We start from the raw sequence: 693 nt of genomic DNA, 5'->3' as shown, positions 1-693 counted from the left end.
TCCGTCGCTTGTGTGGACCTCACTTGATGCAGGGCTCAGGTCCGTTGAGGTAGAGCGTGCGACGGTGAATTGGGTTGACCTCGACAACGGTGTCCTCCGCATTCCTGCGGAAGAAGAGTCTGAGAGCGCCGAAAACTGGATTGTAGGCTTACTGACCGGACGACTGAGTCGCTTCGGCGATGGCTCAATGAGCGACCGAACTACGACAAGTATACCGGCTCTGATTCAATCTGGTTGACCCGCGAGAAGAATCCGTACCAAACCCACTCGCTACGCTACCTTTTCAAACGACTCTGTGAGGAGGCGGGTATCAGCACAACGGGTCGGACCATCTCCTAGTACACGATTCGACACTCTGTCGGAACCATCCTCACACGCGAAGAGGATTTGGCGGCGACGCAGGCCCAGCTCCGGCATCGAAGTATCCAGAGGACGATGCGGTACGACCAAGCACCAGTGGAAGACCGGCGGGATGCCCTCGATAGAATGGGGGTGACTGATTTCCTTGTTCGTTTTTTGAAGCCACACAAAACCGATTTCCACTACTCTAGCGCAAAATCAAGCTTGATGAGGGGTTCACTGGGAAGGTAGTTCACGTCCGAAATCATGTAGTCGCAGATCGCTCTCGGATCAATAGTCGTCATATTCTCTTGATTATCTACGTTGACTCCGGAATATACGAAGAAGATCATC

The 693-nt window shown here is 53.1% G+C and carries 1 pseudogene; it reads left to right on the top strand.

The window, feature by feature from the left end:
* Positions 1–492: pseudogene (locus AUR66_RS23290) on the top strand (tyrosine-type recombinase/integrase); the annotation flags it as partial.
* Positions 493–693: the final 201 nt, after the last annotated feature.

This window comes from Haloferax profundi, assembly GCF_001469865.1.
GTDB lineage: Archaea > Halobacteriota > Halobacteria > Halobacteriales > Haloferacaceae > Haloferax > Haloferax profundi.
This window is presented reverse-complemented; position numbering and strand designations above follow the sequence as displayed.